Below are 5,769 nucleotides of genomic sequence, written 5' to 3'. Positions count from 1 at the left end.
GCTCAACAAGTTCCGCGGCATCTTCAAGTCCGTCGCCGTCAAGGCTCCGGGCTTCGGCGACCGTCGCAAGGCCATGCTGCAGGACATCGCGAGCCTGACCGGCGGCCAGGTCATCTCGGAGGAGGTCGGCCTCAAGCTCGAGAACGCCACCCTCGACATGCTCGGCACCGCCCGCGCCCCGATGAGACCCAGGACGACAGCCGAGTGGACCGCCCGCAGCAGATCAGGCCAGAGGAGACGTACTGATGAACGAGCCGCTGTCTGACCTCACCGTCATCGACGCGGAGGAAGTTCGAGCACCGGATATCCCTCGCGCGCTGACGGCCGCATCGATCCTGTACGAGGACGGGGCAACGCAGGCATTCGCCGAGGACGGCAAGACCGTGTACGTCGAGAACGGAAGACCCACGTTGGGGGAGTGGTACGTGGATGCAGAGGGGCAGTTCTGTTCCTTCTGGCCGCCGGACTACCGCGCGTGCTATGAACTGCGCTGGCTCGTCGAAGACGGGCGGATCGCTGGACTCCGCTTCCGCCGCGGGTCCTACAGCGCCATCGGCCGGTATCAGTTCCCCGGGCCTGACAGTGCCGTCAAGGAGTGAGCAGGGCGTCGCGGCAGCGGGTCAGAAGCTCGTAAAGACGGACGCGCTCCACCGGCTCAACCTCCACGGTCATACGATGAACGACCGAGGAGACTTCCTCATGTGCGCGTTCGAGGAGGAGTTCTGCGGCATCGTTCAGCACCACGCTCCGTTCTCGCCTGGGCCCAGGATCACTCGAGCGGGTGACCAGTCCCCGCTTCTCCAGCCCCTGAAGCAGCACGTTCATCGACTGGCGAGACACGAACGCGCGCCGGGCGAGTTCGGAGCTCGTGATGCCTGGCGTGTCCTGCAAGGCGGTCAAGCACGCGTACTGCGGCACACTCAGCGCCAGCGGGCGAAGCCGATCGTCCATTCGCTGGTTCAGGAGCGACTGCGTCTCCTTGATCAGTACCCCGAGCGACTCCGGGCTCCGGTCCAATGCATCCATGTCAATAGTTTGACACACGCTCCAGCCAGTGTCAGGATATTGACACTGGCGATATCGAACAGAACAGGAGCCTGCTCATGGCAGCAACAACCACCGGCCCGGACTTCGTCTCTTTCCAGGTGCGGGACCGCGCCGTCTCCGCGAAGTTCTACGAGGAGGTCGTCGGACTCACGCGCCTCCCAGACTCGAACCCAGCAGCGACCGTCTTCTCCGCAGGAGGAGCCGCGTTCGCCGTCCGCGACCCGTTCCCCGGTGTGGATCTCGACACCATCCCTCAGCTCGGCGCCGGCACCGGAGTCTGGTTCCACAACGACGACGCGGAAGGCGTGCATGCACGCCTGGTCGACGCGGGAGTGGCGATCGCGCAGGAACCGTTCGAGGGGCCGTTCGGACTGCAGTTCTCATTCCGTGACCCCGACGGCTACGTCGTCACCATTCACGCCCGCGCCTGACACGACGATGGTGCAGCACGCCCTCTCGGTCCCGGTGCTCGGGCCGTGGTCGTTGCGCACCAGCAAGCGGTTCTGGGAAGAGTTCACCCCTACCGCGATCGCGGCCGGCGGCGACCCGGACGTTCTCTCTGCGCGCTTTATGAGCGAGCATGACTGGACGTCCGTGTCCGCCCGCGTCACCCAGTGCGGGGAGAGCGCCCAGATCAGCCTGTCCGGCACTGGCGATCTGGCCGCAGCAGCTGAGCAGGTGCGCCGCTTCCTCTCTCTTGATGTGGACGCGCGGACATGGCCGGCTGTCGGCGATCGCGACCCGATCATCGCCACCGCCCAAAGGGCTCTCCCCGGATATCGCCCGTGCGGCTTCCATTCGCCCTACGAAGCCGCAGCCTGGTGCGTCTTGTCGCAGCGCACTCACGTCCCGGTTGCTGCCCGAGTCCGCCGCGACCTTATCGTCGCGCACGGGGACGACGGGGCCTTTCCCGCGCCCGATGCGCTCATCCGCGCCATCGACGCCGGAGAACTGGACCTACCCGGTCGGAAGCCAGACTATCTCCGGGCTGTCGCCGAGGCTGCGCTCACCGGACTGCTCAACGGTCCCCGGCTCCGAACTACGCCCGAAGAATCGGCTCGCCGCGAGCTCCTCACGGTGACAGGCATCGGACCGTTCGCCGCGGACCTCGTCCTTATCCGCGGCGCCAACGCCCAGGACGTCCTTCCGCGCGCGGAACGCTGCCTTTACGCCGAGATCTCCTACCAGTACGGGCCCGAATCGCTGCTTGAGGAGGTCGCAGAACGCTGGCGCCCCTTCCGCTCCTGGGCCGCGGTCCACCTCCGTGCGCTCCGAGAGCAGCGCACCCGTGAGATGAGCTGATCGATGACGTTACGGCTCTTCGACAGCGGAACATCATCGTTGTGCACGTTCGCGCCCCTGCGACCGGGTCGCGTCGGCATCTATCTGTGCGGTCCGACCGTTCAGGCTCCGCCACACGTCGGCCATCTCCGCTCGGCAGTGGTCTTCGACCAGCTGCGACGATGGCTCCAGATCGGCCACGAGCTCGACGTGACCCTGGTCCGAAACATCACCGACCTGGACGACAAGATTCTTGCTGCGAGCAACACGGCGGGCGTTCCATGGTGGGCGTGGGCTGCTCGCCAGGAGAGGGCGTTCGCCGACGCCTATCGCATGATCGGTATCTTGCCGCCGACGATCGAGCCGCGCGCGACGGGGCATACCGCCGAGATGCTTGCGTTCATCGACCGGCTGATCAAACGAGGCCACGCGTACCGAGCGGGAGACGATGAGAGAGACGTCTACTTCGACGTCTCATCATGGCCTGACTACGGTTCTCTGACCTCACAGGAGACCGGCACTCTCCCCGGAGACGAACATGCCGATCAGGCGACGGGGAAACGCGACCCTCGCGACTTCGCGCTCTGGAAATCCGTTCCCTCAGATGTGGCGGTAGGAGAGGCGAGTGCCGCGGGCGCGGCATGGGATTCGCCTTACGGGCCGGGACGCCCGGGATGGCATCTGAGCTGCTCGACGATGATCCTCCGCTACCTGGGAGAGAGCTTCGACATCCACGGTGGAGGGCTCGACCTGCGCTTTCCTCATCATGAGAATGAGCAGGCGCAGTCCCGTGCCGCCGGATACGGATTCGCGCGCTACTGGATGCACAATGGCTGGGTCACGTCCGGCGGCGACAAGATCAGCAAGTCCCTCGGCAACGCGACACCCGTCGACGATCTTCTGCGGCACATGCGTCCTGTCGATCTGCGCTACTACCTCGGATCGGCCCACTATCGGTCGAACCTGGAACTGACCGACTCCGCCCTGCGAGCAGCCGCGGTAGCGATGCGCAGGATCGAAGACTTCATCGCCCGGAGCGCGAACGACTCGAGGCCGACGGCGGATGCGGGCATGCTGCCGGTCGCATTCCGAAACGCCTTGGATGACGACCTCAACATCCCCATGGCCCTCGCCGTCCTCCACGACGAGGTCAGGCGGGGTAACACTGCCCTCGCCCAGCACGACGCGAGGGTCGGCACCGACGCGCGGGACGCCGTGCTCGCCATGACTGGTGTCCTCGGCATCAACCCGCACGAGAGCCCGTGGGGTGAATCAACGGCTGAACCCCTGCAGGCCGAGCGCGCGCTGGAGATCCTGATCTCACAAGCGCTCGACCAGCGAGCCCAGGCCCGCACGGCCAGGGACTTCCGTACGGCAGACCGTATCCGTGACGAACTCGACGCCGCCGGCATCGTACTCAGCGACAGCGAGTCAGGCACGACCTGGGCCTTCGGTGAAGCAGGTAGCGCATGATCCGAAACAACAACAGGAGGATTCTCGAAGTCACAGCCCATTCCCAGGCTTACGGGACCAAACCACGTCACCCCGGCGTTATCAACAGTGACGCCGCAGCCAGCGGCGCCGGACAAGGAGGAAATCGTGTCGCACGACTACAGCAAGACTTCTGAGGCCTTGGGCCGCCTCAATGACCAGCAGTACCGCGTCACCCAGAAGGACGGCACCGAGCCGGCCTTCCGCAACGAGTACTGGGACAACCACGAGGACGGCCTGTATGTGGATGTCGTCTCCGGGCAGCCCCTGTTCTCATCCACTGACAAGTACGACAGCGGAACCGGATGGCCCAGCTTCACCAAGCCGGTCGCCTCTGACGCCGTCCACACGAAGACGGACCGATCTCTCTGGATGCCCCGCACGGAGGTCCGCTCCACCGGGGCGGACAGCCACCTCGGACACGTCTTCGACGACGGCCCCGCGAACGCCGGCGGCCTGCGCTACTGCATGAACTCCGCCGCGCTGCGGTTCATCCCCGTCTCCGACCTGGAGGCCGAGGGGTATGGAGAGTTCCGCTCACTGTTCGAGACCACCACCACGACTACGAAGGAGCACGCATCATGACCAGTGGAATTCACGACACCGGAGAGGTCACCCGCACACCCGGCACCGAGACGGCCGTCCTGGCCGGTGGCTGCTTCTGGGGCGTCGACGAGCTGATCCGCAAGCAGCCGGGCGTGATCAGCACCCGCGCCGGATACACCGGCGGGCAGAACGACCACGCCACCTACCGCAGCCACCCCGGCCACGCCGAGGCCGTGGAGATCGTCTTCGACCCCGCGCAGACGACGTACCGCGACATCCTGGCGTTCTTCTTCCAGATCCACGACCCGTCGACCCTGAACCGTCAGGGCAACGACATCGGTACTAGCTACCGGTCGGCGATCTTCCCGCTCACCCCCGAGCAGGAGCAGGTCGCCAAGGAGACGATCGCCGACGTCGATGCCTCCGGCCTGTGGCCAGGCTCGGCCGTCACGACGATCGAGCCAGCCGGCCCGTTCTGGGAGGCCGAGCCTGAGCACCAGGACTACCTCCAGCGGTATCCGAACGGCTACAACTGCCACTACCCTCGTGCCGGCTGGGTCCTGCCCCGCCGCATCGAGGCGACGGAGGCTTCCGTCTGACCATGTCCCCGTGGGGGCGTGTCACCGCTGAGTCGGTGGCGCGCCCCCCGCGGCATCAGTGACGGAGGAATGATGCGGAGTGACCGTGAACAACGATGAAGAGAACGCGGGGGAGCGACGTCGCGCAGCGTCGGCCGCGGGTCTGACGTGCGCGGACCTGACCGATGCCCTTGGCCGGAAGCACCGTCACCGCGCCCATATCACCGGGCTTGTCAGTCCGACACCCGAACGCATCCTGTTCGGGCGCGTCGTGACGATCTCCTTCTTCCCGACGTGCCATGCCGTACTCGACCCGGAGCAATACACCTTCGGGCGGCTGTTCCACCAGGCCGTCGACGCATCACCGGCCGATCCCGGCAACACAGTCCTCGTGATGGCCAGCAACGGCCACAACTCGACGTCTCTCGCCGGTGGGACAAAGCTCTCCCGTGCGACCAACGTCGGCCTCGCCGGTGTGCTGACTGACGGGCACCTTCGCGACTTCGACGAGCTGGCCGAGGAACCGTTCGCCGCCTGGTGCTCGGGAGAGGCCGTCGCCTGGGGCGGCGCAGTGGTCACGCCGTTTCAGGCGAATATCCCCGTCGTCATCGACGGAGTGGGCATCTATCCGGGCCAGTACATCTTCTGTGACTCTTCGGGAGCCGTCGTCATTCCCGACAATGACATCGACGATGTGCTCGAGACCGCCCATCGGGTCCGTGCCGACGACGCCGCGTCCCGTGATCTGATCGCGCGGGAAGACCGCAGCGGTCTGGCACACGAGCGGTGAGGTCACGCTCCGGGCGGTGTGGTGTTGTTGCGCCAT

The 5,769-nt window shown here is 66.0% G+C and carries 8 protein-coding genes and 1 pseudogene; 8 read left to right on the top strand and 1 reads right to left on the bottom strand.

Going from position 1 to position 5,769, the window contains the following annotated elements; genetic code table 11:
* Positions 1-175, top strand: a pseudogene (gene groEL / locus XM48_RS18625) (chaperonin GroEL); the annotation flags it as partial.
* Positions 176-245: 70 nt separating this feature from the next.
* A complete protein-coding gene (locus tag XM48_RS00325) occupies positions 246-599 on the top strand; it encodes a hypothetical protein (RefSeq protein WP_046453779.1) in 354 nt (117 codons plus the stop codon).
* Here the strand turns inward: XM48_RS00325 and XM48_RS00320 are convergent.
* The gene (locus XM48_RS00320) at positions 589-1,026 is read right to left on the bottom strand and encodes a MarR family winged helix-turn-helix transcriptional regulator (protein ID WP_046453778.1); all 438 of its coding nucleotides are present in this window, start codon (positions 1,024-1,026) and stop codon (positions 589-591) included. The genes XM48_RS00325 and XM48_RS00320 overlap by 11 nt on opposite strands.
* Positions 1,027-1,103: 77 nt before the next feature.
* Here XM48_RS00320 and XM48_RS00315 point away from each other — a divergent pair, with 77 nt between their 5' ends.
* The 6 genes from XM48_RS00315 (at position 1,104) to XM48_RS00290 (ending at position 5,733) form a co-directional block, all read left to right on the top strand.
* The gene (locus tag XM48_RS00315; protein ID WP_046453777.1) at positions 1,104-1,478 is read left to right on the top strand and encodes a VOC family protein; all 375 of its coding nucleotides are present in this window, start codon (positions 1,104-1,106) and stop codon (positions 1,476-1,478) included.
* 7 nt (positions 1,479-1,485) lie between these two features.
* The gene (locus XM48_RS00310) at positions 1,486-2,349 is read left to right on the top strand and encodes a DNA-3-methyladenine glycosylase (RefSeq protein ID WP_046453776.1); all 864 of its coding nucleotides are present in this window, start codon (positions 1,486-1,488) and stop codon (positions 2,347-2,349) included.
* 3 nt (positions 2,350-2,352) lie between these two features.
* Entirely contained in the window at positions 2,353-3,801 is a 1,449-nt protein-coding gene (gene cysS, locus XM48_RS00305; protein ID WP_046453775.1) for a cysteine--tRNA ligase, read from the top strand.
* Between the two features lie 126 nt (positions 3,802-3,927).
* Complete coding sequence (gene msrB, locus XM48_RS00300) at positions 3,928-4,404, top strand: peptide-methionine (R)-S-oxide reductase MsrB (RefSeq protein WP_046453774.1); 477 nt, start codon at positions 3,928-3,930, stop codon at positions 4,402-4,404.
* On the top strand, positions 4,401-4,964 hold the full coding sequence (msrA, locus tag XM48_RS00295) for a peptide-methionine (S)-S-oxide reductase MsrA (protein ID WP_046453773.1): 564 nt from the start codon (positions 4,401-4,403) through the stop codon (positions 4,962-4,964). The genes msrB and msrA overlap by 4 nt, the downstream gene beginning before the upstream one ends.
* 79 nt (positions 4,965-5,043) lie before the next feature.
* A complete protein-coding gene (locus XM48_RS00290) occupies positions 5,044-5,733 on the top strand; it encodes an RraA family protein (RefSeq protein WP_231580748.1) in 690 nt (229 codons plus the stop codon).
* Positions 5,734-5,769: the final 36 nt, after the last annotated feature.

It is taken from the genome of Leucobacter sp. Ag1 (genome assembly GCF_000980875.1).
Taxonomy (GTDB): domain Bacteria; phylum Actinomycetota; class Actinomycetes; order Actinomycetales; family Microbacteriaceae; genus Leucobacter; species Leucobacter iarius.
Note: the sequence above shows the minus strand (reverse complement) of the source record. Positions and strands in the feature narration are given on the sequence as shown.

What these genes read in the sequence shown, in the direction of transcription:
- msrA (WP_046453773.1), top strand. Translation starts at nt 4,401, where the DNA reads ATGACCAGTGGAATTCACGACACCGGAGAGGTCACCCGCACACCCGGC.
- cysS (WP_046453775.1), top strand. Translation starts at nt 2,353, where the DNA reads ATGACGTTACGGCTCTTCGACAGCGGAACATCATCGTTGTGCACGTTC.
- XM48_RS00320 (WP_046453778.1), bottom strand. Translation starts at nt 1,026, where the DNA reads ATGGATGCATTGGACCGGAGCCCGGAGTCGCTCGGGGTACTGATCAAG.
- XM48_RS00325 (WP_046453779.1), top strand. Translation starts at nt 246, where the DNA reads ATGAACGAGCCGCTGTCTGACCTCACCGTCATCGACGCGGAGGAAGTT.
- XM48_RS00310 (WP_046453776.1), top strand. Translation starts at nt 1,486, where the DNA reads ATGGTGCAGCACGCCCTCTCGGTCCCGGTGCTCGGGCCGTGGTCGTTG.
- XM48_RS00315 (WP_046453777.1), top strand. Translation starts at nt 1,104, where the DNA reads ATGGCAGCAACAACCACCGGCCCGGACTTCGTCTCTTTCCAGGTGCGG.